The 26,212-nt window shown below is 74.2% G+C and carries 23 protein-coding genes; 14 read left to right on the top strand and 9 right to left on the bottom strand.

Going from position 1 to position 26,212, the window contains the following annotated elements; translation table 11 throughout:
* Positions 1-226: 226 nt before the first annotated feature.
* Together ACFYZ3_RS24660 and ACFYZ3_RS24655 are read left to right on the top strand one after the other, a co-directional pair.
* Entirely contained in the window at positions 227-835 is a 609-nt protein-coding gene (locus tag ACFYZ3_RS24660; RefSeq protein ID WP_109035270.1) for a flavin reductase family protein, read from the top strand.
* Positions 836-883: 48 nt separating this feature from the next.
* Positions 884-1,354 carry a GNAT family N-acetyltransferase gene (locus ACFYZ3_RS24655; RefSeq protein WP_388521599.1) on the top strand — a complete coding sequence of 157 codons (471 nt, stop codon included), beginning with the start codon at positions 884-886 and terminating at the stop codon, positions 1,352-1,354.
* 15 nt (positions 1,355-1,369) lie between these two features.
* On the opposite strand, the gene arfB is transcribed toward ACFYZ3_RS24655, so the two are convergent.
* Entirely contained in the window at positions 1,370-1,807 is a 438-nt protein-coding gene (arfB, locus tag ACFYZ3_RS24650; RefSeq protein ID WP_003974697.1) for an alternative ribosome rescue aminoacyl-tRNA hydrolase ArfB, read from the bottom strand.
* Between the two features lie 157 nt (positions 1,808-1,964).
* Between arfB and ACFYZ3_RS24645 the strand changes: the two genes are divergently transcribed.
* Positions 1,965-2,540, top strand: coding sequence for a TerD family protein (locus ACFYZ3_RS24645; protein WP_003974698.1), 576 nt, complete (start codon positions 1,965-1,967; stop codon positions 2,538-2,540).
* An 89-nt stretch (positions 2,541-2,629) separates the two neighbouring features.
* Here ACFYZ3_RS24645 and ACFYZ3_RS24640 read toward each other — a convergent pair whose 3' ends face one another.
* Positions 2,630-3,301: a response regulator gene (locus ACFYZ3_RS24640; RefSeq protein ID WP_388521595.1), complete on the bottom strand. Its 672-nt coding sequence runs from the start codon at positions 3,299-3,301 to the stop codon at positions 2,630-2,632.
* Entirely contained in the window at positions 3,298-4,575 is a 1,278-nt protein-coding gene (locus ACFYZ3_RS24635; protein ID WP_388521592.1) for a sensor histidine kinase, read from the bottom strand. The genes ACFYZ3_RS24640 and ACFYZ3_RS24635 overlap by 4 nt, the downstream gene beginning before the upstream one ends.
* Before the next feature lie 284 nt (positions 4,576-4,859).
* Here ACFYZ3_RS24635 and ACFYZ3_RS24630 point away from each other — a divergent pair, with 284 nt between their 5' ends.
* Both ACFYZ3_RS24630 and ACFYZ3_RS24625 read left to right on the top strand, forming a co-directional pair.
* Positions 4,860-5,429, top strand: coding sequence for a heme-binding protein (locus tag ACFYZ3_RS24630; protein ID WP_388521589.1), 570 nt, complete (start codon positions 4,860-4,862; stop codon positions 5,427-5,429).
* A gap of 91 nt (positions 5,430-5,520) precedes the next feature.
* A complete protein-coding gene (locus tag ACFYZ3_RS24625) occupies positions 5,521-6,948 on the top strand; it encodes a M1 family metallopeptidase (RefSeq protein WP_388521586.1) in 1,428 nt (475 codons plus the stop codon).
* 25 nt (positions 6,949-6,973) lie between these two features.
* Here the strand turns inward: ACFYZ3_RS24625 and ACFYZ3_RS24620 are convergent, their stop codons facing one another.
* Both ACFYZ3_RS24620 and ACFYZ3_RS24615 read right to left on the bottom strand, forming a co-directional pair.
* Positions 6,974-7,945, bottom strand: coding sequence for a GNAT family N-acetyltransferase (locus ACFYZ3_RS24620; protein ID WP_388521583.1), 972 nt, complete (start codon positions 7,943-7,945; stop codon positions 6,974-6,976).
* A gap of 9 nt (positions 7,946-7,954) precedes the next feature.
* Positions 7,955-9,049, bottom strand: coding sequence for an NAD(P)-dependent alcohol dehydrogenase (locus ACFYZ3_RS24615; RefSeq protein WP_388521580.1), 1,095 nt, complete (start codon positions 9,047-9,049; stop codon positions 7,955-7,957).
* A gap of 108 nt (positions 9,050-9,157) precedes the next feature.
* Here ACFYZ3_RS24615 and ACFYZ3_RS24610 point away from each other — a divergent pair, with 108 nt between their 5' ends.
* Positions 9,158-9,757 carry a TetR family transcriptional regulator gene (locus ACFYZ3_RS24610; protein ID WP_388521577.1) on the top strand — a complete coding sequence of 200 codons (600 nt, stop codon included), beginning with the start codon at positions 9,158-9,160 and terminating at the stop codon, positions 9,755-9,757.
* A gap of 2 nt (positions 9,758-9,759) precedes the next feature.
* On the opposite strand, the gene ACFYZ3_RS24605 is transcribed toward ACFYZ3_RS24610, so the two are convergent.
* A complete protein-coding gene (locus ACFYZ3_RS24605) occupies positions 9,760-11,523 on the bottom strand; it encodes a DUF4328 domain-containing protein (RefSeq protein ID WP_388521575.1) in 1,764 nt (587 codons plus the stop codon).
* Positions 11,524-11,726: 203 nt separating this feature from the next.
* Here ACFYZ3_RS24605 and ACFYZ3_RS24600 point away from each other — a divergent pair, with 203 nt between their 5' ends.
* Positions 11,727-12,227, top strand: coding sequence for a hypothetical protein (locus ACFYZ3_RS24600; RefSeq protein ID WP_388521572.1), 501 nt, complete (start codon positions 11,727-11,729; stop codon positions 12,225-12,227).
* 16 nt (positions 12,228-12,243) lie between these two features.
* Here the strand turns inward: ACFYZ3_RS24600 and ACFYZ3_RS24595 are convergent, their stop codons facing one another.
* Positions 12,244-12,948, bottom strand: coding sequence for a pentapeptide repeat-containing protein (locus ACFYZ3_RS24595; RefSeq protein WP_388521569.1), 705 nt, complete (start codon positions 12,946-12,948; stop codon positions 12,244-12,246).
* Between the two features lie 164 nt (positions 12,949-13,112).
* Between ACFYZ3_RS24595 and ACFYZ3_RS24590 the strand changes: the two genes are divergently transcribed.
* The 4 genes from ACFYZ3_RS24590 to ACFYZ3_RS24575 all read left to right on the top strand — a co-directional run bounded on the left by ACFYZ3_RS24590 (position 13,113) and on the right by ACFYZ3_RS24575 (position 17,830).
* The gene (locus tag ACFYZ3_RS24590; protein ID WP_388521566.1) at positions 13,113-14,273 is read left to right on the top strand and encodes an NAD(P)-binding protein; all 1,161 of its coding nucleotides are present in this window, start codon (positions 13,113-13,115) and stop codon (positions 14,271-14,273) included.
* 53 nt (positions 14,274-14,326) lie between these two features.
* Positions 14,327-15,307 (top strand): zinc-binding dehydrogenase, encoded by a 981-nt coding sequence (locus tag ACFYZ3_RS24585; protein WP_388521563.1) that lies wholly within the window; start codon positions 14,327-14,329, stop codon positions 15,305-15,307.
* A gap of 79 nt (positions 15,308-15,386) precedes the next feature.
* Complete coding sequence (locus ACFYZ3_RS24580) at positions 15,387-16,898, top strand: MFS transporter (protein ID WP_388521561.1); 1,512 nt, start codon at positions 15,387-15,389, stop codon at positions 16,896-16,898.
* Positions 16,895-17,830 carry an aminoglycoside phosphotransferase family protein gene (locus ACFYZ3_RS24575; protein WP_388522240.1) on the top strand — a complete coding sequence of 312 codons (936 nt, stop codon included), beginning with the start codon at positions 16,895-16,897 and terminating at the stop codon, positions 17,828-17,830. The genes ACFYZ3_RS24580 and ACFYZ3_RS24575 overlap by 4 nt, the downstream gene beginning before the upstream one ends.
* A 25-nt stretch (positions 17,831-17,855) precedes the next feature.
* On the opposite strand, the gene ACFYZ3_RS24570 is transcribed toward ACFYZ3_RS24575, so the two are convergent.
* Positions 17,856-21,524 carry an AAA family ATPase gene (locus ACFYZ3_RS24570; RefSeq protein WP_388521558.1) on the bottom strand — a complete coding sequence of 1,223 codons (3,669 nt, stop codon included), beginning with the start codon at positions 21,522-21,524 and terminating at the stop codon, positions 17,856-17,858.
* A 309-nt stretch (positions 21,525-21,833) separates the two neighbouring features.
* On the opposite strand from ACFYZ3_RS24570, the gene ACFYZ3_RS24565 reads away from it, so the two are divergent.
* The 3 genes from ACFYZ3_RS24565 (at position 21,834) to ACFYZ3_RS24555 (ending at position 25,493) form a co-directional block, all read left to right on the top strand.
* Complete coding sequence (locus ACFYZ3_RS24565) at positions 21,834-22,544, top strand: LuxR C-terminal-related transcriptional regulator (RefSeq protein ID WP_388521555.1); 711 nt, start codon at positions 21,834-21,836, stop codon at positions 22,542-22,544.
* Between the two features lie 193 nt (positions 22,545-22,737).
* Positions 22,738-23,415 carry a DUF4255 domain-containing protein gene (locus ACFYZ3_RS24560; RefSeq protein WP_388521552.1) on the top strand — a complete coding sequence of 226 codons (678 nt, stop codon included), beginning with the start codon at positions 22,738-22,740 and terminating at the stop codon, positions 23,413-23,415.
* Positions 23,416-23,420: 5 nt separating this feature from the next.
* The gene (locus ACFYZ3_RS24555) at positions 23,421-25,493 is read left to right on the top strand and encodes an ATP-binding protein (RefSeq protein ID WP_388521549.1); all 2,073 of its coding nucleotides are present in this window, start codon (positions 23,421-23,423) and stop codon (positions 25,491-25,493) included.
* A gap of 24 nt (positions 25,494-25,517) precedes the next feature.
* On the opposite strand, the gene ACFYZ3_RS24550 is transcribed toward ACFYZ3_RS24555, so the two are convergent.
* On the bottom strand, positions 25,518-26,212 hold a 695-nt coding region (locus ACFYZ3_RS24550), incomplete at its 5' end, for an RICIN domain-containing protein (protein ID WP_388521546.1).

The raw sequence follows: 26,212 nt of genomic DNA, 5'->3' as shown, positions 1-26,212 counted from the left end.
CTCCCCACTCGGTACACAGGGTCAACAATTACCGCCCCTTGTGACTCAAGTCACAGCGAAACATGAACAATTGAGTGGGGTTTCTGCGCTTTCCCTGTGCGTTTACCGAACGCAAAGTTTGTGGGTATGCGCACGTCTCCTCCCCCCGCCTCCTCCCGTGGTCCTAGGTCCCGGTTCGGACCGGGGCCCGATGCCCGGTCCACGCCCCGGAGATTAGCGTGACGGTGTGCCGAACACTCCGCCTCTCACGTATCCCGGGTCCCCCGCGGCCCCCGCGTCCCCGTTGCCGTCGCCCGCCTCCGGGCATGCTGAGGGGGTGAGCAACGAGGAGTTCCGTGCCGCCATGTCCCGGCTGGCCTCGGGCGTGGTGCTGGTGACCGCGCAGGAGCCGCCGCTGGACCCGGACGACCCGCTGGCGCCACGCGGCGAGGACGTCGGAATGACGGCCACGGCCTTCATGTCGGTGTCCCTGGACCCGCCACTGGTCCTGGTCAGTCTGCGCGAGGGCTCCCGCATGGACGACCTGCTGGACGAACAGCCCCTGTGGGCCGTGTCGGTCCTCTCCGAGAGCCAGCGGCACATCGCGGGCCGCTTCGCGATGAAGGGCCGCGTCAGCGACCGCCTCCTGTTCGCGGACATCCCGTACGCGCGGGGGGAGGCGACCGGAGCACCCCTGGCGGGCGGCGCCCTGGCGACCCTGGAGTGCCGCACCGAACAGCGGGTGCCGGCCGGCGACCACACCCTGGTGATCGGCAGGGTCCTGACCGCCACACTGCCGAGCGCGGACGGGGGTCCGCTGACGTACTTCCGGGGCCGGTACCGGCAGCTGGGCTGAGCGGTGATCGGCTCGTCCGCAGCGCGGGCGCTCGCCTAGGGTGCGCGCATGACGACCAGCACCGGGCCCCGACTGGAGCCGATCACTCCCGCGAACATCGAGGCCGCCCTCGCCGTCCGGGTGCGCCCGGAGCAGGAATTCGCCGTCGACCCGGTGGTGAAGTCCCTCGCCGAGGCCTACGTCCACGGTGAGAAGGCCTGGCCGCGCCTGATCCTCGACGGCGACCGTCCGGTCGGCTTCCTCATGGGCTTCTTCGGCGTCGACTGGTACGACGACGGCAGCGCGCTGCGCTCCGGCCTGTGGCGCCTGAACATCGCCGCCCAGGAGCAGGGCCGGGGATACGGCCGCTTCGCCGTGCAGTCGGTGGCCGCCGAGATACGGCGCCGCGGCGGCACGGAGTGCTTCGTCACCTGGCACCCCGGCGAGCACGGTCCCGAGAACTTCTACCTGGGCCTCGGCTTCCGTCCGAACGGCGAGAAGGCCGAGGAGGAGACGGTCGGCGTGCTGGAGCTGGACTGAAGCGGGGCTTCCCGGTCAGTCCCAGCCCCGCGCGGAGCGCCCGCGCTTGGTGTCCGAGCGCTGCTTCTTCTCCCGCAGCCGGCGTTCGTTGATGCCGCGCGGGATGCGGGTCGGCCTGCGGGGCCTGGGCGGGGGCGCGGTGGCCTCGGCGAGGAGCGCGGCCAGGCGTACGGCGGCGGTCTCCCGGTTGCGCCACTGGGAGCGGTGCTCGGAGGCGCGGACGGTGACGACCCCGTCGGACAGGCGCCCGGCCAGCCGCTCCAGCGCCCGCTGCTTCCACACCTCGGGCAGGGCCTCGGTCCGCGCCAGGTCGAAGCGCAGCTCCACGGCCGTGTCCGTGGTGTTGACGTGCTGTCCGCCGGGCCCCGAGGAGCGCGAGAAACGCCAGACCAGCTCGGCCTCGGGCAGGGAGACGGAGCCGCGGATGACATGGGGACCGGACATGCCCTCCATGTTCCCGTCCACGGGCGGGCCGCGTCACTCGAATATCCTGATCCCGCTCTTGGTAAAGAAAGTAAAGAGAGGTGGAACCTTGTGGACCCCTCTCGACGTTCATGGTGGTAGCTGTAGCTTTCTTGCCGTACGTAAACGAGGGAAGGGACTCCCAACAATGGCTGTAAGCCTGTCCAAGGGTGGCAACGTCTCGCTCACCAAGGAGGCTCCGGGCCTGACCGAAGTCACCGTGGGGCTCGGCTGGGACGTCCGCACCACCACCGGCACCGACTTCGACCTCGACGCCTCCGCGATCGCGGTCAACACGCAGGGCAAGGTCTACTCCGACGCCCACTTCGTCTTCTTCAACAACAAGCAGACGCCGGACAACACCATCGTCCACACCGGTGACAACCGCACGGGTGAGGGCGCCGGCGACGACGAGGCGATCAACGTCAACCTGGCGGGTCTCCCGGCCGACATCGAGAAGATCGTCTTCCCGGTCTCGATCTACGACGCCGAGAACCGCTCGCAGAACTTCGGCCAGGTGCGCAACGCCTACATCCGCATCCTCAACCAGGCCGGCGGCGCCGAGATCGCCCGCTACGACCTGTCCGAGGACGCGGCCACCGAGACCGCCATGGTCTTCGGCGAGCTGTACCGCAACGGCGCCGAGTGGAAGTTCCGCGCCGTCGGCCAGGGCTACGCCTCGGGCCTGACGGGCATCGCCCAGGACTTCGGCGTGAACGTCTGAGGTTCACCCGCCCGTTGTTCCGTACGAAGGCCCCCCGGACGTCCGGCCGGGGGGCCTTCGGCGTGCCGTCGGACGGGCGGGGCGTGCCGTCACGGCAGCAGGCGCTGCTCCTTGGCCACCGCTACCGCGCCGGCCCGGGTGTCGACGCCGAGCTTGTCGTAGATGCGGCGCAGATGCGTCTTCACCGTGGCCTCGCTGATGAACAGGGCGCGGGCGATCTCCCGGTTGCCGAGACCGGTGGCGAGCTGGGCCAGGATGTCGCGCTCGCGGTCGGTGAGGGCGGGGCGCGGCTTGCGCAGGTTGGCCATGACCCGGCCGGCGACCGGCCCGGACAGGGCCGTACGGCCCTGGGCGGCGGCGTGGATGGCCGCGAACAGTTCCTCGGGGCGTTCGGCCTTCAACAGGTATCCGGTCGCGCCCGCCTCGATGGCGCGGGTGATGTCGGCGTCGGTGTCGTAGGTGGTCAGGACCAGGACGTGCGGGGTCCGGGCGGGGGCGTCCGCGGTGGCGGCCGTGAGGCGGCGGGTGGTCTCCACGCCGTCGATGCCCGCGCCGAGCTGAAGGTCCATCAGGACGACGTCCGGCGCCAGCCGTGCGGCGAGCGCGAGCGCCTCCTCGCCGGTGCCCGCCTCGCCGACCACCTCGATGCCGGGGGCGCTGTCGAGCAGGGCGAGCAGCCCGGCGCGTACGACGACGTGGTCGTCGCAGACCAGGATGCGCACGGGGGCGGAGGCCGGGCGGGGCGCGGCGGGGTCGGTCATCGGGGGGCCTCCTGCGGACCGGCCGGGCCGGCCGGTCCGGCCGGGTCTGCCGGGTCGGTTCGGGGCGGGTCCAGGGGGATCGCGGCGGACAGGGCGGTGCCCTCGCCGGGCGCGGACTCGACGGTCAGGGTGCCGCCGAGCTGGCGCAGGCGGGCGTGCATGGCGGGCAGGCCGTGCCCGCGCGTCCCGGCGGGGGCGTCGGACGGCTCGGTGGGGTCGAATCCGTGCCCGTCGTCGGTGACGTCCAGGACGACCTCGTCGTCGAGGAGGGTGAGGCTGAGCGCGGCGGTGGACGCGCCCGCGTGCTCCCGGACGTTGGCCAGGGCGCCCTGGGCGATGCGCAGCAGGGCCGACTGGACGCGGTCGGGCAGCGGCGGGACGCGGGCGTCGTCGTCGACGTGGACGCGGACGGTGAGGTGGTCGCCGGACTCCCGGGCGGCCAGGGCACGCAGCGCCGCCTCCAGGCCGCCGCCCCGGGCCAGGTCGGCCGGGGCCAGGTCGTGGACGAAGCGGCGGGCCTCGGCCAGGTTGTGCTCGGCGACGGAGGCGGCGCCCCGGACGTGGGTACGGGCCTTGTCCTGGTCGGACTCCCAGACCCGTTCGGCGGCCTGCAGCAGCATCCGCTGGCTGGACAGGCCCTGGGCGAGACTGTCGTGGATCTCCATGGAGAGCCGCTGGCGCTCGGCGAGGGTGCCCTCGCGGCGTTCGGAGGCGGCGAGTTCGCGGCGGGTGCGGATCAGGTCGTCGATCAGGGCGCGCTGCCGGGCCGCCTGCCGTTCGGTGTGCAGGAACACGGACGCGGCGATCGCGGCGACGGCGGGCGGGGCGAGCAGCAGGTTGGGGTCGAAGCGCCCGGCGAGACGGAACTGCGCGGCGACGACGAACACCGTCAGGACGGTGACCAGCACCAGCGCCGCCCGGGCGGGCAGGGTGCGCAGGCCGGTGTAGAAGAGGGGCACTGCGCACCAGGAGAAGCTGGGTGCGAGGACGACGAGCACCATCCACACCACGACGACCAGGCCCAGCCACGCCAGGCGCCGCCGGGCGGGCGGGACGGCGGGAGCGGACGGCGCGGCCCCGCTCAGAAGGGGCCCGAGCAGGTGCAGCACGGCGAGGGCGAGGGACAGGGCGAGGATCCACGGGGTGCGTGGCTCCCCGGGGTGGCGCATCAGGAAGCGGGTCAGGGCACCGCCGAGCAGCAGGAAGAACGCCACGTGCATGACGGCCCCGAGCCACCGGCCGTCCACTCCGGCCGCGTCGTACGGCTTCTGCATCCGGCACCCGCCTCCTCTCGTCCGTCTCTCGCCCGTCTCTCGTCCGTACTCTCGCCCGTCTCTCCTGCTTCGCTGTCCTACAACGTGCCGCAGAAGACCGCTGAGCTGGGCGAACACTCCTATGGTGCCCCCTTCGGACGTCCTGCGGGTCAACCGATCGGACGACCCCTCCGTCGCCCGTTCCGTCGGCCACGAGCAGCCGGAACGGCGACCGTGGGTCCCCGGTGCGGGCCGGAGAGTGGAGAGCACGAAGCCGACCGCCTCACCCGCAGGAGCAGCTCACCATGAAGAAGACCCTCTCCCGTCGTGCCCGCATCGCCACCGGCGGTGCCGTGCTCGCCGCCGTCGCCGCCGGCACCTTCGGCACGGTGGCCGCCAACGCCTCCGCCCCTGAGGCGGCCCAGGACTCCGCGGTGTCGGCCGCCCCGGCCGCCGCGGCCGGCCAGCGCGACACCACCACCTCCACCCACCTGACGATCGACGCCGCCACCGAGGCCGCGCAGGCCGCGCTGAAGGCCGCCAAGAAGGAGGGCCAGCGGATCACGGTCGCGGTCGTCGACCGCAACGGCAACACGATCCTCACCATGCGCGGCGACGGCGCCGGTCCGCAGTCCTACGCGTCGGCCGAGAAGAAGGCGTACACGGCCGTCTCCTGGAACGCTCCGACCAGCGAGCTGGAGGGCCGTCTGGAGAACGCCCCGAACCTGAAGGACATCCCGGGCACCCTGTTCCTGGGCGGCGGCGTCCCGGTCACCGCGGGCAAGGCGCCGATCGCCGGTATCGGCGTCGCGGGCGCCCCGTCCGGCACCCTGGACGAGAAGTTCGCCCAGGCCGGGGCGGCGGCGCTGCGCTAGAACCTGTCCGCCTCGCCGCTCTCGGTCCCCCTCGGTCCCAACAGCCGCCCCCAGCGGGCGTTTCACGTGAAACGCCCCATAGGATCACGAGGTGCGCACCCCTCGTCTGCTCGTAGCCGCCGCCACCGTCGTCGCCCTCGCGGCATGCAGTGGCGGCGGCGCGGTCGACGGCACCCCCGGCGGCTCGGGCGTGCGCGACCCGTACTTCCCCAAGGCGGGCAACGGGGGCTACGACATCGGCCATTACGACCTGAAGCTGGACTACGACCCCGCTGCCGACGACGATGCCGGATCCGGCGCCGGGCACCTCACCGGCACCGCGACGATCACCGCCCGCGCGACCCGTGACCTGTCGGCCTTCGACCTCGACCTCGAGGGCCTGGACGTCGAGGAGGTCGCGGTCGAGGGCCGGGACGCCCGGTTCAACCGGGCCGGACAGGAACTGACGGTCCGCCCGGCCGAGGAGCTGAACGACGGGGAGACGTTCCGGGTGACCGTCCGGTACTCCGGCGAGCCGGAGACGATCACCGACCCCGACGACTCCGAGGAGGGCTGGCTGCCCACCGCCGACGGCGCGGTCGGGCTGGGCGAGCCGACGGGCTCGATGGCCTGGTTCCCCGGCAGCCACCACCCCTCCGACAAGGCGACGTACGACCTCGCGATGACCGTGCCGGAGGGCCTCGGTGTGGTCTCCAACGGCGAGTTGCGGGACGAGCGGACCCGGGACGGCCGTACGACGTTCACCTGGCACACCGGCGAGCCGATGGCGAGCCATGTCGTCACCGTCGCGGTCGGCGAGTGGGAGACCGCCCGCTCCACCACGGACGACGGTCTGCCGGTGTACACGGCCGTCGACCCGACGCAGGCCGACGCGAGCCGGAAGGTCCTGAAGCGGATCCCCGAGATCATGGACTGGGCGCGGGAGAACTTCGGCCCCTACCCCTTCTCCTCCACCGGCGCGATCGTCGACCGCGACGAGGACGCCGGGTACGCCCTGGAGACCCAGAACCGGCCCTACTTCCCCGGTGCCCCCGACACCGTCCTGCTCGTCCACGAACTCGCCCACCAGTGGTACGGGAACTCCGTCAGCCCGAAGACCTGGCGGGACATGTGGCTCAACGAGGGCTTCGCCACCTACGCGGAGTGGCTGTGGGAGGAGGACCACGGCGGCGACACGGCCCGGGAGACCTTCGAGGCGCTCTACGACGGCACGTACTACGACGACGAGGACGCGAACGACTCGATCTGGGCGTTCCCGCCCGCGGACCCGCCCGACGCGGCGCACATCTCCGACAGCCCCGTCTACCAGCGGGGCGCGATGGTCCTGCACAAGATCCGCGAGACGGTGGGCGACGACGCCTTCTGGGACCTGCTGCACGGCTGGGCCGCCGCGCACCGCCACGGCAACGCGGACACCGACGACTTCACGGCGTACGTGGAGAAGTCGGCGCCGGACGAGGACTTCTCGGAGATCTGGGCGGACTGGCTGCGCGGGGACGGCCGGCCGGACTCCCCGTGAACCGCCCGACTCGTCCGCCGCCGCCTCATCCCTGGTAGCCGCCGAAGGTTTCGAGCAGCAGGGCCAGGTCCGGCGGCCAGAGCGGCTCGGGCGCCGCGGCGAGTTCGGCCCGGCTCCACCAGCGCCAGGTGAGGATGCCGTCCGCGGCGTGCGCGGCGGCAAGGTGGGGGCCGGTGGGCTCCCGGCGGGGGCCCCGGGCGACGTAGATGTGCTCGTACTGGCGGACGGGGCCGACGCTCAGGTGGGTGAAGTCGTGTTCCCAGGTGCAGAGCAGCGGGCCCGGTTCCAGGTCGGTCCAGCCGGTCTCCTCGCGCACCTCGCGCAGGGCGCCCTCGCGGGGGTTCTCGTCCGCCTCCAGGCCGCCGCCGGGCATCGCCCAGTGCACGCCGACCTCGACGTTGTCGTAGCGCAGGAGGAAGACGGCGCCCTCGGGGTCGAGCACGGCGACGCGGGCGGCGCGGCGCGGGGTGCGCGGCCGGTCGCTCTCCAACTCCCTGCGCAGCACGGCGCAGGGGCGGTCGGACCGGAGGTCTCGACGGTGGTCGACGGCCGTGTAGCCGAGCGCGGTCCAGAAGGAGAGCGCCTCGGTGTTGCCGTCGAGGACGGCGAGCCGTACGGCGGTGCGGCCCGCGGCGCGGAAACGGTCCTCGACGAGGGACGCGAGCCGTCTGCCCAGCCCTTGCCGGGTGAGCCCCGCGTCCACCATCAGCAGCCCGATCCACGGCTCCGGGTCGGACGGGTCGGGATGCCGGGCGAGCGTCACCGCGACCCCGACCAGCCGGCCCGCGTCCCTGGCCAGCAGCACCTCGGCGCCGGGCCGCGCCAGTTCGTCGGCGAGCGCGGTCGCGACCTGCTCCGGACGGATGTCCTGAGGGTCGGGGAAGTCGCCGCTGAGCGCGTGGAAGGCCCGGTGGGAGGCGTAGAGGGCGGTGAGTTCGGTGAGAACGGGGCCCGGGATGTCGTGGTCGGGGGTGAGGGCGAGCGGGGTGAGGATCACCCCGGCAACCTATCCGTCCGTCGGGCCCTGCGCCCCGGGCCGGTCCAGGTCGGAGAGGTCGAGGACGAAGCGGTGGCGGACGTCGCCGCGGTCGAGGCGGTCGAGGGCCTCGTGCACGCGGGCGGAGGGGAGGAGTTCGATGTCGGCGGTGATGCCGTGCGCGGCGCAGAAGGCCAGCATCTCGGCGGTCCCCTTCCGGCCGCCGCTGCCCGCGGAGCTGAGCTTCTTGCGGCCGATGAGCAGGTCGAGGGTCTCCAGGGTGACCGGTCCCAGGTGCCCGAGATGGCTGAGCGTGCCGTCCAGTGCGACCAGGCGGAGGTAGGCGCCGAGGTCGTGCGGGGCGGAGACGGTGTCGACGACGATGTCGAACCGGTCGCGGGCGGCGGCCATCTCCCCGGGGTCCGTCGAGACGACGAACCCGCGGGCGCCCAGTCGGCGCGCGTCCTCGGCCTTGTCCGGCGACCGGCTGATCACCGAGGTGTCGGCGCCGAGCGCGACCGCGAACTTCACGGCGAGGTGGCCGAGGCCGCCGAGACCGGCCACGGCGACACGGGTACCGGGCCCGGCGCCCAGGGCGCGCAGGGGCTCCCAGACGGTGATCCCGGCGCACAGGAGCGGGGCGGCGGCGGCCGGGTCCAGAACGGCCGGGAGGGCGTACGCGAACCGTTCGCCGAGCACGTACTCGCGGGAGTAGCCGCCGAGGGTGGTCGAGCCGTCGACGCGGTCGGTGCCGCCGTAGGTCAGGGTGGGGAAGGCGTGGCAGAAGTTCTCCTGGCCGATCCGGCACATGGCGCACGCACCGCAGGAGTCCACGATGTTGCCGACCGCGACCGGGTCACCGGTCCGGAAGCGGGTGACCTCCGTCCCGGTCGCGGTCACCACGCCCGTGAACTCGTGTCCGGGGACGAGGGGGTCCGGCCCCCCGTCCGTGCCGCCGCGGGCCCGGAGGGCGTGCAGGTCCGTGTGGCAGACGCCGCAGTAGTCGACCCGGACGGCGAGGTCGTCGGGGCGCAGGTCGCGCCGTTCCAACGGGGCGCGGCGCAGCACCGGGGTCGTCGCGGTGCCGTTCCCGGGCTCCGCCTGCCAGCCCACTGTGGTCCTCATGGTTCTTTCCAGCTCCTCAGACAGACTGTTCGGTCTATTTGAGCGTAGGCGTCTTCGCGGCACCAGGCAAACCAACTGTTCTGTTTTCCTGTGGGTTACCCTGAGGCCATGCCCGACCGCACCCCCGACCAGCCCCTGACCTCCCGCGGCGCCGCCACCCACCGGCGCATCCTGGACGTCGCGACCCGGGAGTTCGCCGAACACGGGATCGCCGGGGCGCGCGTCGAGCGGATCGTGGCCGCCGCACGCACCAACAAGGCCCAGCTCTACGCGTACTTCGGCAGCAAGGACGGGCTGTTCGACGCGATCTTCTTCGGCTCGCTGGACCGCATCGTGAACGTCGTGCCGATCGACGCCGACGACCTCGCGGACTGGGCCGTACGCCTCTACGACGAGTACCTGCGCCGCCCCGACCTGATCCGGCTGGCCACCTGGGCGCGGCTGGAGCGGCGCCCGGCGGGGCACCTGGTCGACGACGCCGACCGCCGCGACGACGCCAAGCTGCGGGCGATCGCCGAGGCGCAGGCGGCGGGCCGGGTGCGGCCGGGCGACCCGTTCGACGTGCTGGCCCTCGTCATCGCCATGTCCATGGCCTGGTCACCGGTCAGCAACGTCTACGCGGCGACCGCCGACGAGCCCGCGGACGTGCACGACCGCCGACGCGCCCTGCTCCGCGACGCGGTCCGGCGCGCCACGGCACCGGACTGACCTCAGCGGGCCCCGGCGACTCGGCCGCCCCCTGCGGCGCGGTCCCCCTGGAGCCTGGTGAGCCGGGAGACGAAGAGCACGGCGAACACGGTGCTCACGACGGCGACGACGTCGCCGCCCAGGGCGCTGACGACGGTCGCGCCGGCGTCCTCGACGGTCTTCTCCTCGTCCCAGGTCCTGTAGGCGCTCAGTTCCGACGCGAGGTGGACCACCCACAGCCACCACCAGGTGTGCATCAGCCACCGTCCGGCGCCCGCCGGGCGTCCGGTCGTCGCCGTCCAGATGTCGTTGGCGATCTGCTTGGGCAGGAAGAAGTTGACGACGGGGATGAACCAGGAACCCGCCGCCAGGCCCGGCCGGTAGCGGATACGGCCCGGCGCGAACGACTCGGCGTTCTGCCGCATCCGGCGGAACCAGCACACCCACACGGTCGCCGCCGCGAGCAGCACCAGCAGGCTCAGGCCCTCGGCCACGAAACCCGTCACCTGCAGCGTCCGGAAGCCGTCGATGCCCCTGGGGGACGACGATCCGGGCAGCCTGCCGAGCTCGCCGTGGACGGCCATGAGGACGTTGAAATTGAACAGCACCGGCACGACGAACAGGATGAGCAGGACGTTCAGCGCCGTGGCCAGCCCCTTCGCCGGGCGGGCGGGCGGCGGGGCGTACGGCGACGGGGCGACGGGCGCGGCCGCGGGGGCCGGGGTGGCGTACGGCGAGGGCCGCGCGGCCCCGGGACCCGCGTCGAGCGGCGGGCGGCCCTGCCACGGGGGCCTCGCCGGGCCGTACGCGGCGGGCGGCGGCCCGAAGCCCGCGGCGGGAGCCGCTCCGGCCGGCACCCGGTCCTCCGGGTCCTCGCTGTCCAGGAGCTGCACGGCGTGCCGGCCCAGCTCCGCCAGCACCTCGCCGGGCAGCCACGCGCCGCCCGGGGCGCCGTCCGCGCCCGCCGTGTCCTCGATCGACGTCAGCAGCTCTTCGGGGGTGGGGCGCTTCTCGGGCTCCTTCTCCAGGCAGGCCGCGACGAGGCCCTGCCAGGGTTCGGGGACCCCGGTCAGGTCCGCCTCCTCGGTCGCGATGCGGAAGAGCAGCGAGTGCAACCCGCCCTCGTCGGTGCCGAAGGGCATCCGGCCCGTAGCCGCGTAGGCCAGCACCGCGCCGAGGCAGAAGACGTCACTCGCGTACGACACCTTCTCCCCGCGCACCTGCTCGGGGGACATGAAGCCGGGCGACCCCACGACGGCGCCGGCTTTGGTGAGGCCCTCGGCGGACTGCGTGGACGCGTCCAGGGCGCGGGCGATGCCGAAGTCGATGACGCGGGGTCCGTCGATCGTCACCAGGACGTTGGAGGGCTTGAGGTCGCGGTGGACGAGGCCGGCGCCGTGGACGGCCTGAAGCGCCCTCGTCAGTCCCGCCGCCAGCACCCGCAGGGTGGGGGAGGGCAGCGGCCCGTACTGCCGGTCGACGACCTCGGCGAGCGAGGGCCCGGCGACGTACCCGGTGGCGACCCAGGGGGTGGCTGCGTCGGTGTCGGCGTCCAGCACCGGCGCGGTCCACTCGCCGCCGACGCGCTGTGCCGCCCTCACCTCCTGCGCGAAGCGCCGCCGGAAGTCCGGCATGCGGGCCAGTTCCTCCCGGACGGTCTTGACGGCCACCGTCCGGCCCCGGTCGGAGCGCGCCAGATACACCCGGCCCATGCCGCCCTCACCGAGCCTGCCGAGCAACCGGTACCTGCCGATCCGTTCGGGATCGTCCGGAATCAACCCGTCCATGCTTGCTCCCTCTCCCCCGACGACACCGTGCGCACCGGGATTGGGGACGAGGATAGAGACCGGAGGTGACGCGGGTAAAAGCCGGTGCTCCCCGCGCAGTTGGCCCCGTCACGGCCCGAGGCTGCCGTGGTCGCGGACGCGCACCCGTCCGTCTCCGCACCGCTGTCCGTCTCGGCGCCGCTGTCCGTGACACCATCACCTGCGTGCTCGACATCGGCTACGCCCTCTCCACCCGCTTCCCGGACCCGCCGCAGACGGACTACCGCCGCGCGGACGTCCACGCGCTGCGCCACGACCTGTTCTGCGGGGACGTGTACCTCGCCGACACCAAGGCGGACCGTGAGCTGTCCACAGCCTGGGGATGGGTGCCGGTGCTCGACTTCGCCTGGGCGCTGTGCGACATCGTGGAGCACGTCGACCGGGACCCGGCGGGCTCCCGGGCCGCCCGGCCGCAGCGGGCGGAGCTGGACTTCACCGAGTCCACCGACCGCCTGCTCTTCGAGCGCCGCTTCGGCTGGGTCGACATCGAGGCGGAGTGGCTCCCGGAGAGCGAGCCCCCGCTCTCCTTCTCCCACACCGAACTGCGCCGCGAGGCCCGGGACTTCCTCCACGATCTGCTCGCCGACCTCACCGACCTCCACGAGGACCTCGCGGACAACCCGGCGATCTGGTCCCTCCAGGCCCGCTTCCCGCGGATCCCGTAGGGGGACCCGCGGCGTGCTACGCCTCCCCCAGCACCCGCACCCCCAGCTCCGCCGCCAGCACCGGGGCCAGGTCGAGGAGTTGGGTGGGGCTGATCACCGCGCCCGCGAGGCGGTCCACGCCGCGGGACAGGTCCAGCGGGGCGGCGCCGCGCAGGTCGACGTCGGTGAGGGTGGCCGCGCTGAGGTCCGCCTGCTTCAGGGCGCAGTCCACGAACTCGACCCGCTCCAGGCGGGCGCCCCCGAAGTCCGGCTCGACCAGGACGCAGCTCTCGAAGACGACGTCCTTGAGGCGGGCCCGGCGCAGATTGAGGTAGTCGATCTTGCCGCCGCGGATCAGGACCCGTTCCAGGACGGCGCCGTGCAGCTGGGTGCCGCCCAGGCGGGCGTCGAGCAGCTCGACGTCGCGCAGGGTCGCCTCCGCGAGGTTCGTGCCGACGCCCCGGACGCCGGTGAGGCGCGTGTCGAGCAGCCGGGCGGCGCGCAGTGACGCCTCGTCCAGCGCGCAGCCGGTCAGCGCGCAGTCCATGAACCGGGCGCCCGCGCCGTCCTGGCCGGTCAGGTCCGTCTCCCGGAAGTCCAGCGCGTCGTAGTCCCCGTCCGGCGCCAGGCCGCCGTCGTCCTCGTACGGCGTGAGCGGCGGCAGGCGCAGCTCCGGGCGTCTCGCCCGCCGGACCGTCGTCGTACCGCGCCCGCCCGCCGTTCCCGCCGTTCTCCTCGCCATGGGAACATGCTGCACCCCGCCACTGACAACCCGCTCCGACCTGCGGAAATCTCCCTTCCTCCGGCCGCATGTCACATCCGGCGCCCCCTCGGCCGTCGTACGGGCAGACAGGCGCCGTGCCAGGCGACCCGACCGCGACCCCGAACCGAGGGAGAACCCGAGCCATGCATCGCATCACCGTCATCGGCGGCGGCTTCGCCGGACTGACCGCGGCCATCACCGCCGCCGAGGCGGGCGCCAAGGTCACCGTCCACGAGGCCCACCACACGCTCGGCGGACGGGCCCGGACCGCCGACGGCCCCTACCGGACCAATGACGGCCCGCACGCCCTCTACAACGGCGGCCCGCACTGGGCCTGGCTGCGCCGGCGCGACCTGATCGGTCCGCTCGCGCCCATCCCGCCGCTGGAGGCGGCCCGGCTGCGGCTGCGGCACAAGGGGGCGCTGCGCCGTACTCCGCCGTTCGCCATGCTGAAGCTGCTGCGCCGCGGTGTCGGGCCCGCGCCGGTCGACGTCGACTTCCTGACCTGGGCGACCGGGATCGCGGGTGAGGAGGGGGCCCGGGCCGCCGCCCACTACTGCGCCGTCGCCCTCTTCCACCACGATCCGGGGTCGCTGTCCGCCGCCTTCGTGCAGGAGCGGCTGCGCCGGGCCGCCAAGCTGCCGCCCGAGGCGCACTACCCGCGCGGCGGCTGGGCCGGGGTCGTGGACCGGATGGCCGCCCTGGCCTGGAACCTCGGGGTGCGGATGGAGACGCTCTCGCGCGTGGACACGCTGCCCACCGACGCCCCCGTCATCGTCGCCACGTCCCTCGACGCGGCCCGCACGCTGCTGGACGACCCCGCGCTGACCTGGCCGAGCGGCCGCACCACCCTGGTCGACCTGGCCGTACGGACCCGGCGCGGCGACGCCTTCGCCGTGTCCGACCTGGACGCGCCGGGGTGGATCGAGCGGTTCACGGCGCAGGACCGCACGCTCGCGCCGGCGGGCGAGCAGCTGATCCAGGGGCAGCTCCCCATCGCGCCGCACGAGTCCAAGGCGGACGGCACCGCACGCGCCGAGCAACTGCTCGACCTGGGCTTCCCCGGCTGGCGCGAGCGGCTGACCTGGCGGCGCGAGGCGGTCGCGAACGGCCGTACCGGCGCCGTCGATCTGCCCGGCACCACCTGGCGCGACCGGCCGGCCGTCGACCGCGGCGACGGCGTCTACCTCGCAGGTGACCAGGTCGCCTCGCCCGGTCTGCTCTCCGAGGTCTCCTTCAACAGCGCCCTGACGGCGGTCTCCCTCGCCCTCGGACGGCGCGAGCTTGACCTCAAGCGTGCTTGAGGTCGTTGAGTGGGGCCCGCAACAGCTCCGCTCCTCACCCTGGGGGTTCCGCCATGCACGCCATCCGACTGCACGCCTTCGGCCCGGCCGGGAACCTCGTCCTGGACGAGGTCGAGGACCCGGCCCCGGGTCCCGGACAGGTCAGGGTCGCCGTCCGCGCGGCGGGCGTCCACCTCCTGGACACCGCCCTGCGCGAGGGCATCCAGGGGCCTTCGCCCGCGCTTCCGGAGCTGCCCACCATCCCCGGCCGCGAGGTCGCCGGGGTCGTCGACGCCCTCGGCGAGGGCACGCCGGAGAGCTGGCTGGGCCGGCGCGTCGTCGCCCACCTCGGTTTCGCCCCGGGCGGCTATGCCGCGCTCGCCGTCACGGACCTCGCCCGCGTCCACGAGATCCCCGCGAACCTGGACTTCGCCGAGGCCGTCGCCATGATCGGCACGGGGCGTACGGCGATGGGGATCGTGCAGTTCGCCGATCTCGGACCCGGCTCGGTGGCCGTGGTCCCGGCCGCCGCGGGCGGCATCGGCACGCTGCTGGTGCAGTACGCGAAGAACGCCGGCGCCACGGTGGTCGGCCTCGCGGGCGGTCCGGACAAGACCGCGCTCGTCGCCGCGAACGGTGCCGATCTCGCCGTCGACTACAAGGATCCCGGCTGGCCGGGCAAGGTCCGCGCCCACCTGGGCGGCAGGGAGGCCACCGTCGTCTTCGACGGCGTCGGCGGGGACGTCGCCCGGGAGGCGGTCGCCCTGCTCGGTCCCGGCGGCCGGCACCTGGTCTTCGGCTGGTCGGGCAAGGGCCTGCACGACGGCACCCCGTACCTCGTCGACGGCGTCTCCCAGCAGGTCCTCGGGCCGGTGATGATGCAGCGGGCCGGCGGCGCCAACCCCGTACGCACCCTCGAACTGCGCGCCCTCGCCGAGGCCGCCGAGGGCCGGCTGGTCCCGGCCGTGCGGCGCTTCCCGCTCGCCGAAGCCGCCGCCGCGCACCGCGCCCTGGAGAACCGGGGGACCACCGGGAAGGTGGTCCTCGAACCATGACCGGCGGCCGGCGCGGCGTTCCGCGCGGCGGCTCGGGCAACGGGATGCGACACGTCCCGAATCGTGGTCTTCTGGCGAAATGAGTGGCTCCCGGACAGGTCGGACAGGCGGACCCGCCGCGCCCGCGGAGGCCGATGCCCATCGCTGGTGGGCGCTGGTGGTGATCGCCCTGGCGCAGCTGATGGTCGTCCTCGACGCGACGATCGTGAACATCGCGCTGCCCTCGGCCCAGCGCGACCTGGACATGTCCGACGCCAACCGGCAGTGGGTGATCACCGCGTACACCCTCGCCTTCGGCGGCCTGCTGCTGCTGGGCGGGCGGGTCGCGGACCTGGTGGGGCGCAAACGCACCTTCGTCATCGGGCTGATCGGCTTCGCCGCCGCCTCCGCGATCGGCGGCGCCGCCACCACCTCGGCGATACTCTTCGGCGCCCGCGCCCTCCAGGGCGTCTTCGCCGCCGTCCTCGCGCCGTCCGCGCTGTCCCTGCTGACGACCACGTTCACCGACCCGCGGGAACGCGGCAAGGCCTTCGGCATCTACGGCGCGCTGGCCGGCAGCGGCTCCGCGATCGGCTTCATCGTCGGCGGGGTGCTCACCGAGTACCTGAACTGGCGCTGGTGCCTGTACGTCAACATCCCCATCGCCGTCATCGCCGTGATCGGCGCGTTCGCCCTGCTGCACGACCGGCCCGGCCACGCCGACGCCCGTCTCGACGTGCCCGGCGTGGTCCTCGGCTGCGGCGGTCTCGTCGCCCTCGTCTACGGCTTCAGCGAGGCCCAGCCCCGCGGCTGGACGGACCCGCTGGTGCTGGCCCTGTTCGGCCTGGCCGTGGTCCTGCTGGCCGCCTTCGTGTGGTGGCAGACCCGGGCGGCGACGCCGCTGCTGCCGCTGCACGTCATCCGGGAGCGCAACCGCGCCGGCTGCTTCCTGACGATGATGCTGGCGGTCATCGGCATGTTCGGGCTGTTCCTGTTCATGACCTACTACCTCCAGGTCATCCTGGGCTACTCCCCCGTGCGCACCGGCCTGGCGTTCCTGCCGCTGACCGCCGCGATCGTCGTGGGCTCCACCCAGATCTCGGCCCGGCTGCTGCCGCACGTGGGCCCGCGCATGCTGATGGTCCCCGGCATGCTCCTCGCCTCCGGCGGCATGGTGATCCTCACGCGGATGACGGTGCACTCGGAGTACGTCTCCGAGATCCTCCCGGCGCTGCTCCTGATGGGCCTCGGCATGGGCCTGACCTTCATGCCGGTGTTCTCCACGGCCACCGCCGGGGTCGCCCCGAAGGACTCCGGCGTGACCTCGGCGACGGTCAACACCTCGCAGCAGGTGGGCGGCTCGATCGGCACGGCGCTGCTCAACACGATCGCGACCAGCACGAGCGCGTCCTGGATCGCGGCGCACCTGAGGGACCCCGCGCAGCGGGAGCTGATCGTGCGGGAGGGGATCGTGCACGGGTACACGGTCGCCATCTGGGTGGCGGCCGGGGTGATGTTGCTGGCGGGGGTCGTGGCGGGGGTGATGGTGACGGCGAAGGCGCCCAAGCACGGGGTGCCGGCGGATCGGGCGGTGCGGGAGCCGGTGGGCTGAGGGGAAATCCGCGTGACCGCGGGCCCCGCTCGCCGGTAGCGTCCGGCGGTGTGATCGACGTACCCGAAGGGCTCGTGGCCGCGCAGGTGAAGTACAACGGGGAGGCCGGGCGGGCCTTCGTCGACGGGTTGCCCGCGCTGGCGGCCGGGTTCCTCGAACGGTGGGAGCTGCGGCTGGACGGGCCGTCGATGCACGGGTGGGCGGCGCTGGTCCTGCCGGTCGTGCGCCGTGACGGCACCGAGGCCGTGCTGAAGCTCCAGATCCTCGACGCCGAGACCGAGGGCGAGCCGCTGGCCCTGCGGGTGTGGGCCGGGGACGGCGCGGTCCGGCTGCTCGACCACGACCCGGCCACCGGGACCATGCTGCTTGAGCGCCTGGACTCCGGCCGGATGCTCAGTCACGTCGAGGACTCCCGCGAGGCCGTCCTGGTCATCGCCCGGATGCTCGCGCACCTCACGGCGACCCCCGCACCGCCCGGCGTGCGCCGCCTCGGGGACATCGCGCGGGGCATGCTGGAGCGCACGCCCGGCACCCTGGAGCGCATTGCGGACCCGGCGGACCGGCGGCTGGTCGCCGACTGCGCGGCGGCCGTGCGGGAGGTCGCCGACGAGCCGGGCGACCGGCTGCTGCACTGGGACCTGCACTACGAGAACGTCCTCGCCGCGGACCGCGCCCCCTGGCTCGCCATCGACCCCAAACCGCTGGCCGGCGACCCGGGGTTCGACCTGCTGCCCGCCCTGGACAACCGCTACGACCCGGGCGAGACCCGGTGGCGCTTCGACGCCATGACCGACGTCCTCGGTCTCGACCGGGCGCGGGCCCGCGCCTGGTCCCTCGGCCGCGTGCTGCAGAACAGTCTGTGGAACGTCGAGGACGGCGACCCGCTGGAGACGGAGCAGATGGAGATCGGGCGGCTGCTGCGCGGCCTGTGAGGGCGGCGCGGGTCACCGTCGGTCCTCAGCCGCGGGTGTCGGGGTGCGGCTCCCGCTCCCGGCGCCCGCCGCGCTCCAGGGCGGCCGGCAGTTCCGTCCTGCGCCGTATCCGCAGCTTGCGGTAGGTGCTGGTCAGGTGGGTCTCCACGGTGCGCCGGGCGAGGTGCAGCAGCTCTGCGATCTCGGTGTTGGTGCGGCCGTCGGCGGCCAGTTCGGCGATCCGGCGCTCGCTGCCGGTCAGTGCGCCGGCCCCGGTGCGGGACGCCACCGGGCCGCGGGCGCCGCCCTCGCGCAGGGCCTGCCCGGCGAGGGTGAGCCAGCGCAGGGCGCCCTTGCGTTCGGCCAGTTCCGCCGCCTCGCGCAGCCGGGCGCGGGCGCGTCCGCGCTCACCCGCGTCGAGGAGCTGGCGGCCCTGGGCGAGCAGCGCGGGGATCAGCTCCATGTCGGTGTCGGCGGGCGCGTCCCGCAGGGTCCGTACAGCCTCCTCGGCCAGCTCCAGGCCGCGGCGGCCGCCGGTCGCGGTGCCCAGCACGCGCAGGGCGCGGCCCACGGTGCGCGGGGTGCCCCACACCCGGGCCAGCCGCAGTTCCTCCGTCGCCAGGGCCAGCGCCTCCGGGCCGCCGCCCAGCGCCAGCCGGCACTCCGCCACGGCCGTCCGCCACGGAGTGACGACCGGGCTGATCACCTCCCGGGCCGCCTGGCGGCGCCCGCACTCCAGGAAGTCGTGCAGGGCGCCCGCCGGATCGCCGGTGGCGGCCCGCAGCACGCCCCGCGCGTACAGGTAGCGGTTCAGCTCCCAGTTCTCCGGCACCTCGCGCAGGTCGAAGCGTGCGGCGTGGTGCAGGGCCTCGTCGGTGCGGCCGGTGTGCACCAGCGCCATCAGGGCGTGGGCGTCCCGGTTGGTGGGACCCGAGCTGCGTCCGGGCCCGCGGTCGGCGGCGAGGGCGAGCAGCCGGGCGTGGTCGCCGCGGGAGGCAACGATGTCGGCGCGGGTGTTGAGCAGCGCGTGCTGCATCGGGTGCAGCAGGGCGGGGTGCTGTCCGGCCAGGCCGCGTTCCACGAGCCGTTCGGCCTCGTCGAGTTCGTCGGCCCACTGGGCGACCGCGGCGGCCGTGCCGAGGAGGAAGGGTTCGGCGAGCGGGTCGGTGGGCTGGGCGAGCAGGTCCCGCACCCGGACCATCGCCTCGTCGGCGGAGATCAGCGCGGCCGTCGCCGCGTACCGCACCAGCAGGGCCAGCCCCGCGGTGCCGACCAGTTCCGGGGAGTGCCGGCCGGTCTCGGACAGCCACCGGTACACCTCCTGCCGGGTCGCCAGGTCCTCGTCGGACAGCAGCGCGGTGGCGGTCTGCACGGTGCGGGCCAGGCCCGGGTGGCCGGACAGCCTGCCCTCGGTGCGGCGCAGTACCTCCATCGCCGTACGGATCTCGCCGCGGCCGGCCAGGGCGGTGCCGAGGGCGACGGCCGTACGCACCCGGTTGCGCGGCTCGGCCGGCAGGTGCTGGGCCTCGGCGAGCCGGGCGATGGCGGCCGGGGTGTCGGCCGACGCGTACTCCAGGGAGCCCAGTTCGGTCAGCAGCCGCTGCCTGAGATCGTCGGACACCGGCTCGTCCAGCGCCCGGCGCAGATAGCCGACGGCGTCGGCGGGACGGGCGTCGTGCACGGCGACGGTCACGGCGTCGCGCAGGACGCGCAGCGCCCAGGACAGACCGACGGCCGGGGTGCGCAGCAGGTGCCGGGCGACCGCCTCGACGCGGTCACCGCGGCGCAGCATCGCCTCCGCCGCCGACCGGTGCACGGCCTCGCGGCGCGGCCTCGGCCAGCCGGTCAGTACGGCGTCGCGCAGCAGCGGGTGGGCGTAGCGGGGGCGGCCGCCCGCGTCGGGGCGCAGCAGACCGAGCCGCGTCATGGCGGCGAGCCAGCCCTCGATCCGCGCGGGATCGGCCCCGGCCGCCTCGGCGAGCACGTCGACCGGGTCCCCGGCCGACCCCCGCGCCGGGGGCGGGGAGGGGGTGCGCCACAGCGTCGTCCGGTGCGGCGCGTGGGCGGGCGGTCCGGTGCGGCCGTGGGCGGCGCCGGGCGCTGACTCCGGTCGTCCGTCGTACGGCCCGTGGACCGGGTACGCCGGGTACGCCGGGTACGGCGACCCGTCGGCGGGCTCGTCGGGGTGCGGGTAGGGGCCGTGCTCCGGGAGCTCCGCTCCGGGGCCGGGACCGCCTGGCAGCGGTGTCCGCGGATCCGCGCCGCCGCCCCCCGGGCCCGCGCTCCACACGTCCCGGCAGCCCGGCGCGACGTCCCGGGGCCGACGCGTCCGCGCCGTCGGCGTCTCATGGGTGTGCCGACGCACGGCGCCGAACACCGAGCCCTGCCGGTACGCACCGTCCAACGGCGAGGCCTGCGGGTACGCGCCGTCCGACGCCGGGGCCTGCGGGTACGCGCCGTCCGACGCCGGGGCCTGCGGGTAAGCGGCACCGAATGGCGACGCCTGCCCGTACGCACCGGCCAACGGCGGAGCCTGCCGGTACACGGCACCCGACGGGGACGCCTCCCCGTCCGCGCCGTCCCACGAAGATGCCTGCCCGTACGCGCCGCCCGACGCAGACGCCTGCCCGTCCGCACCGCCCAACGGCCACGCCTCCCGGTACACACCGTCCGACGGCGCAGCCTGCCGGTACACGGCACCCGACGGGGACGCCTGCGGGTGCGCGGCACCCGACGGAGACGCCTGTCGGCCCGCGCCGGCCAACGGCCACGCCTCCCGGTACACGCCGTCCGACGGCGGTGCCTGCCGGTACGCGGCATCCGGCGGGGACGCCTGCGGGTGTGGGAGGGCATGCCGGAGTGCGGCCCGGTGGTCCGGCGGGCCCGTGGGCCAGGCCTGTTCCAGGGCCGCGAGGCAGCGCGCCACGTCGGCCGTCGCGGGGCCCGCGCTGTTCAGCCACCAGGAGACGGCGGCCGGGTAGGACCCGGGGTACAGCGCGGCGCAGCTGTCCGGCACGGACGGGACGCCGTCGGGGTGCGGGGTGCCGCCGAGGTCGTCCAGCAGGGCGTGCAGCAGCAGCGGGCTGCCCGCACCGGCCCGTACGCACTCCTCGGTCCAGCGCGCGGACGCGTCCGGGAAGGCGTCGCGGACCAGCCCGGCCGCCGCCGAGTCGCTGAGCGGGGCGAGGGTGTGGGTGCGCACCAGGGACGGCGACAGCGCCTGGGTGAGTCCGGCGGGCCGCGGGTCGATGTCGTACTGGCTGCGCTCGGTGGCGACCAGCAGTACCGGTAATCGGTCGACGTGCCGGGCCGCCTCCGTCAGCCAGCGGCGCGAGGATTCGTCGGCGAGGTGGACGTCGTCGACGGCCACCAGCACCGGGCCCTCGGCCGCGTAGGAGCGCAGCAGCCGCCACAGCCGGGCGGCGCTGCCCCGGTCGTCGCCGCCGGGCGCCGTGTCCGTGAATTCCGGTACCGGGCCGAGGAGGTGGAGGACCATGGCGAAGGGCACCGCGGTGTCCTCGGGCGAGCAGCGCACGTGCAGCACCCGCAGGCCGAGGTCCTCGGCGTGCCGGGCGGCGGTGTCCAGTACGGCGGTGCGTCCGGTGCCGCTGGCGCCGCGCAGCAGGACGAGGCGGCCGGTGCCGGCCCGTGCTCGCTCGATCTCGGCGGCCAACAGCGCGTGGGCGTCGTCGCGTTCACGGAGCGGTCCGGTCATCGGTGCCTCCTGTGGTGGATGGTGCTCCCCCGGTGTGTGAGACGAACGACTGCGGTGAACGGTGGTGCGAAGTGGCGCGGGTCACGGTGGTCCGCGGCCGGCTCCACGGGCCCCGCGTCCTTGCGGGGCCCCCTGTGACCTGCCGGAACACCCGCGCGACGGCCGTTCGTGACGGTCGGCGCGCTGGTCTCGTGGTGTGCCTCGTGGTGCTCCACGATTGCGAAGTCCCAGCAGTCCCATAAGTGTGGAACACGCACATCCGCTACCGGCCTGTGCCGGAGTGCGGGCACGTGAACAGGGGGGAAACGGTTGCTCAACTCACCCCGGAACACCACCACATCCATCACATCCGCCACATCCACGACGTCCGCGCACGGGCCGGGCAAAGCGGTCGGCGGCATCGACCGGCGGGTCCCGGTGGCGGTGTCCGCTCCGGACCCGATCAGCCGCGAGGGCGCCGTCAGCCAGTTGCGCCGGCACCCGGAGATCGACCTGCGCGAGGAGTCGGGGCCCGGCACGGTGGCCCTGCTCATCGAGGACGCGCTGGACGACGCTGCGCTCACCCGGCTGCGCCGGATCGTGCGCAGCGAGGGCGCGCGCGCCGTGCTCGTGGTCGGTGCGATCCGCGAGAGCGAACTGCTCGACGTCGTCGAGTGCGGTGTCGGCGCCATCGTCTGGCGGCACGAGGCCACCGCCCACCGGCTGGTGCAGGCCGTACTGGCCGCCTCGCGCGGCGACGGCGACCTGCCCGCGGACCTGCTGGGCCGGCTCATCAGCCAGGTGGGCACGCTGCACCGAGGCGCGGCGGGCCGCCCCGGCGCCCCCTCGCTGGGCCTCGCACCCCGAGAGGTGGACGTCCTGCGGCTGGTCGCCGAGGGTCTCGACACCGGAGAGATCGCCGGCAAGTTGTCCTACTCCGAACGCACCGTCAAGAACGTGATGCACGGACTCACCACGCGGCTGCATCTGCGCAACCGCGCCCACGCCGTGGCCTATGCCCTCCGGGAAGGCTACATCTGACCGAACGGGCAATCGAGAGCGGACCCACCGGTCCGCGCGGGCACGGCATCCTGCCCGTCCGTCGTCCCCGGGGCGCGTGCGGGCGGGACGGGCCGGAGGAACGATCGGTGAGAGCATCGGTGGCAGGCACCGGTGACCGGCGGCAGCGGGCGGGCCGCGCGGACTCGAGTGCGGGCAGGGCGGGAGCGCTAGCGTGATCCACGAGGTGGACGAGGTCCTCAAGGCCCTCCTCAAGGGTGGGGCGTTGACGGACTCGGGCATCGACGTGGCCTTCGAGGCACCCACCCGTGACTGGGCGGCCCGGCGCAACGCCCCCGTGGTCAACGCCTACTTGTACGACATCCGCGAGGACGTGGGCCGTCGGCACCGCGGTCAGGTGGCGGTGCGCGACCAGGACGACATCGTCGTCAAGCGCCGTCAGCCGCCCCGCTGGTTCCGGCTGTCGTACCTGGTGACCGCCTGGACGAAGACCCCGCAGGACGAACACCGGCTGCTGTCCGCCGTACTGGCGACGCTGCTGCCCCGCGAGCAGCTGCCGCCCTACGAACTCCCCGGCGCGCTCGGCGCGATGAATCTCCCGGTGCCGATGTCGGTGGCCGGTGTCCAGACCGAGTCCCGTTCCCTCGCCGAGATCTGGTCCGCCCTGGGCGGCGAGCTGAAGCCGTCCCTCGACCTGGTGGTGACCGCGCCCTTCCCGGCCTACCCCGAGTACGACGCCGGGCCCCCGGTCACCGAGGGCGCGACGGTCCGGGTCGGCGGCGTCGACGGCGACCCGCCCATGTCCGAGGGCCGCTCGCACCGGCCGCACCAGGTGGTGGCGGCCCGCGCGGCCCGCAAGGCCGTAACGGACGGCCGCACGAAACGACAGTGACGACAGTGACGACCGCCGACACCCGCACCCCCGCCACCGCCTCCACCACCGGCACACCGGCCGCCGCTCCGCCCGGCCCCGGCGGTCCCGGCCGGGCGCTGCTCTCCCGGCTCGAGGTCCTGCGGGAGCGGGTGGCCGCGCTGGTCGAGCACCGCACCACCGACGACCCCACGGCCGACGATCCGCTGCGCGGTCTGTACCTCCCCGACGAGGCCGTCCATCACCTGCTGCGCACCTGGCCGTCCGCCGACGCCGAGCCCGCGGGCGTGGGCGTGCCCGTGGAGTCCGTCCCCGCCCGCGCTCCGGCCGGCCTCGGGGACCGGCTGGCCCGGCTGGCCGAGCAGGCACGGCTGACGGAGCTGGACACCGGCGCCCTGCTCGTCGCCCTCGCCCCCGACGTCGACCGCACGTTCGAGCCGCTCTACGGCTACCTCAACAACGACGTGAGCCGCCGGCGCGCCACCGTGGGCCTCGCCCTCGACCTGTGCGGGGTGCCCGCGCACGTGGCCACGGCCCGGGCCCGCTTCCACGCCTCGGCCCCGCTGCGCGCCCTGGGCCTGCTGGAGGTCGAGGAACCCGAGCGCCCGTTCCTGACCCGTTCGCTGCGCGTCCCGGACCGGCTCATCGGCCACCTCCTCGGCGACGACACCCCGGACGCCGCGCTCCTCGGCCTGCTGCTCCCGCTGCCGGACCCGCTGCCCGCCGCGGGCGGCGACGCCGACGTCTTCGTCCGGCGCCTGGCCGCCCGGCTGAAGGACGGCCCGCTCACCGCCTATCTGCGTGAACCGCGCGAGGGCGACGGCCTGGCCGTCCTGTCCACCGTCCTGGAAGCCGCGGGTATCGACGCGTTGCGCTGCACCGCCCCCGAGGACCACGTACCCGAGTTGCTGCGCGAGGCCCGCCTCGGCGGCCGGGCGATCGTGGTGTCCGGCCTGCCCGAGAAGCCGGGCCCGTTCGTGCGGGCGCTGACCGCCGCGACCGACGTGACCGTACTCATGACGGACCCGCGCCCCTACGACCCCCACTGGGCCCCGGCCGACCCGCTCGTCCTGGACGCCCCGGGCCGCCGGGCCGGTGGTGTGGCCGTCTGGCGGGCCGCGCTGGGAGCCGACGCCGACGGCTTCGACCTGGCCACGGCCGTCGCCCCGTACCGGCTCGGCGGCGACCGCATCCAGCGGGCCGCGCACACCGCCCAGGCCCTCGCCGCCTTCGACGGCACCCCGGTCGCGGCCGAGCACGTCCGGCTCGCCGCCCGGCGTCAGTCGGCCTCCGGGCTGGAGAGCCACGCCCGCCGGATCCGTCCCGACGTGGACTGGCAGGACCTGGTACTGCCCCACAAACCCCTGGTCCAGCTCCGCGAGCTGGCCCTGCGCGCCCGTCACCGCGACCGGGTCCTCGGCGACTGGCGGCTCAGCGCCGGCGGTGGCCGGGGCCGGGGCGTCCTCGGCCTGTTCGCGGGCGAGTCCGGCACCGGCAAGACGCTGTCGGCCGAGGTCGTCGCCGCCGACCTGGGGCTCGACCTGTACGTGGTCCAGTTGTCGTCGGTCGTCGACAAGTACGTCGGCGAGACCGAGAAGAACCTGGAGCGGATCTTCACGGAGGCCGACCGCACGGACGCCGTACTCCTCTTCGACGAGGCCGACGCCGTCTTCGGCAAGCGCTCCGAGGTCAAGGACGCCCACGACAAGTACGCCAACATGGAGAGCGCCTACCTGCTCCAGCGGCTGGAGTCCTTCGACGGCATCGCCCTGCTCACCACCAACCTGCGCGCCAACATCGACGAGGCGTTCACCCGGCGCCTCGACCTGGTCGTCGACTTCCCGTTCCCGGACGTCGAGCAGCGCCTGGCGCTGTGGCGGCACAGCCTGTCGCGGGTCCCGTCCTCCGACGGCATCGACCCGGGCGTGCTGGCCCGGGACTTCGAGCTGGCCGGCGGCTCGATCCGCAGCGCGGTCGTCACGGCCGCGTACCTGGCCGCCGGACGCGACGACATGGTGACGGCGGACGACCTCCTGGAGGGCGCCCGCCGCGAGTACCGCAAGGCCGGGAGGCTGGTCCCGGGGGAAGGCGGCTGGTGACGGCCGCCGGGCCCCCTCCGGCCGTCAGCCCTTCTTCGGGTGGATGATCTCCCACTCCTGGTCGTCGACGCTGCTGCAGTTGTCGAGCACCATCTTGGAGAAGAGGGCGCCGCCGTTCGCGCCCTCGACGCCGAGGCACTTCTGGTTGCTGGAGAAGTTGCGGATCCAGTAGGCCCCGCTCTCCTGCTTGTCGACCCACCAGAACTGGTTGTCCGTCGCGCCGGTGCTGTCGCACTTGAACTCGGTGACGGGCGTCCCCACGGCAACCGCACCGTGGTTGGGCAGGTCCATGCAGTACTGATCCTTGATGTTCCGGATCTGGAAGAGGTCCGCCCCGCCGGGGCCGGCCTTCGCGTACTTCACCTCGAGGTTCCAGATCTGGTTGTCCCCGTCGGTGTCGTCGCAGACCGCCTGCTGGACGGGACCGTCGAGCTCGCCCTTCTCCCGTCCGGGGAGTTCGGCGCACATGTGACTGGTGGTGTTCCGCAGCAGGATGTTCTGGGCGGGGACCACCGGCTTCGCGGCCGGCTTGGCGGGCTTCTTGGCCTCCCCACCTCCGCCCTTGTCGCCGCCGTCGCCGCCCTCGCCCTTCTCCGACTCCTGGGTGGCCGGCGGCTGCTGCGCCTGCGGCTGCTCGACGGGCGCGGACTCGGCGCTGCTGGGCAGGGTCTCCGGAGTGGCACTCGGACTCGGCGCGAGTGCCACACCCGCCTGCTCGG

This window comes from Streptomyces sp. NPDC001599 (assembly GCF_042893535.1).
Taxonomy (GTDB): domain Bacteria; phylum Actinomycetota; class Actinomycetes; order Streptomycetales; family Streptomycetaceae; genus Streptomyces.
The sequence above is the reverse complement of the archived record's forward strand: the minus strand, read 5'-3'. Positions and strand labels throughout refer to the sequence as shown.